Here is a 393-nt window from a genome sequence, read left to right as displayed (position 1 = left end):
CGAGGGCCTTGGCCACCGCGGACACGCTGGTGCGATCGATCGCCAGACGCTGCAGGATCCAGCGGCTGCAACGGCGGGTGGTCTTGGCCCGCGGCTCAGCCAACGCCGGTATCCGCTGCTGGAAAATCCTCGCAGCGCACTCGGTGTTGTCGCAGATGAAGCGCGGTACCCGCACATGCAGTCTGGTGGGATGACCGACGATCGGTAGATCCGTGACCTTCCGCTGGACGTGGTCCCGCAGACGGCCCGCCATCCCGCACTCGGCGTAGGTCGGGTCGAGTGTGACCGGGGCGCAAAACAGGTGCGTGAGCTCGTCAGCCACAGCGGCGTCGGTGATGGTCACCCCGAGCTCGACGGTGCGGCAGATGGTGTCGGCAAGCAGGCTGGCGGTAG

1 protein-coding gene is annotated in these 393 nt (G+C 67.4%); it reads right to left on the bottom strand.

Features of this window, described 5'->3' with window-relative positions; genetic code table 11:
• A partial coding sequence (locus tag KHA85_RS17170; protein WP_213186713.1) for a transposase family protein occupies positions 1-393 on the bottom strand: 393 nt, incomplete at both ends.

This window comes from Dietzia massiliensis, assembly GCF_018390595.1.
GTDB classification, from domain to species: Bacteria; Actinomycetota; Actinomycetes; order Mycobacteriales; family Mycobacteriaceae; genus Dietzia; species Dietzia massiliensis.
Note: the sequence above shows the minus strand (reverse complement) of the source record. Positions and strands in the feature narration are given on the sequence as shown.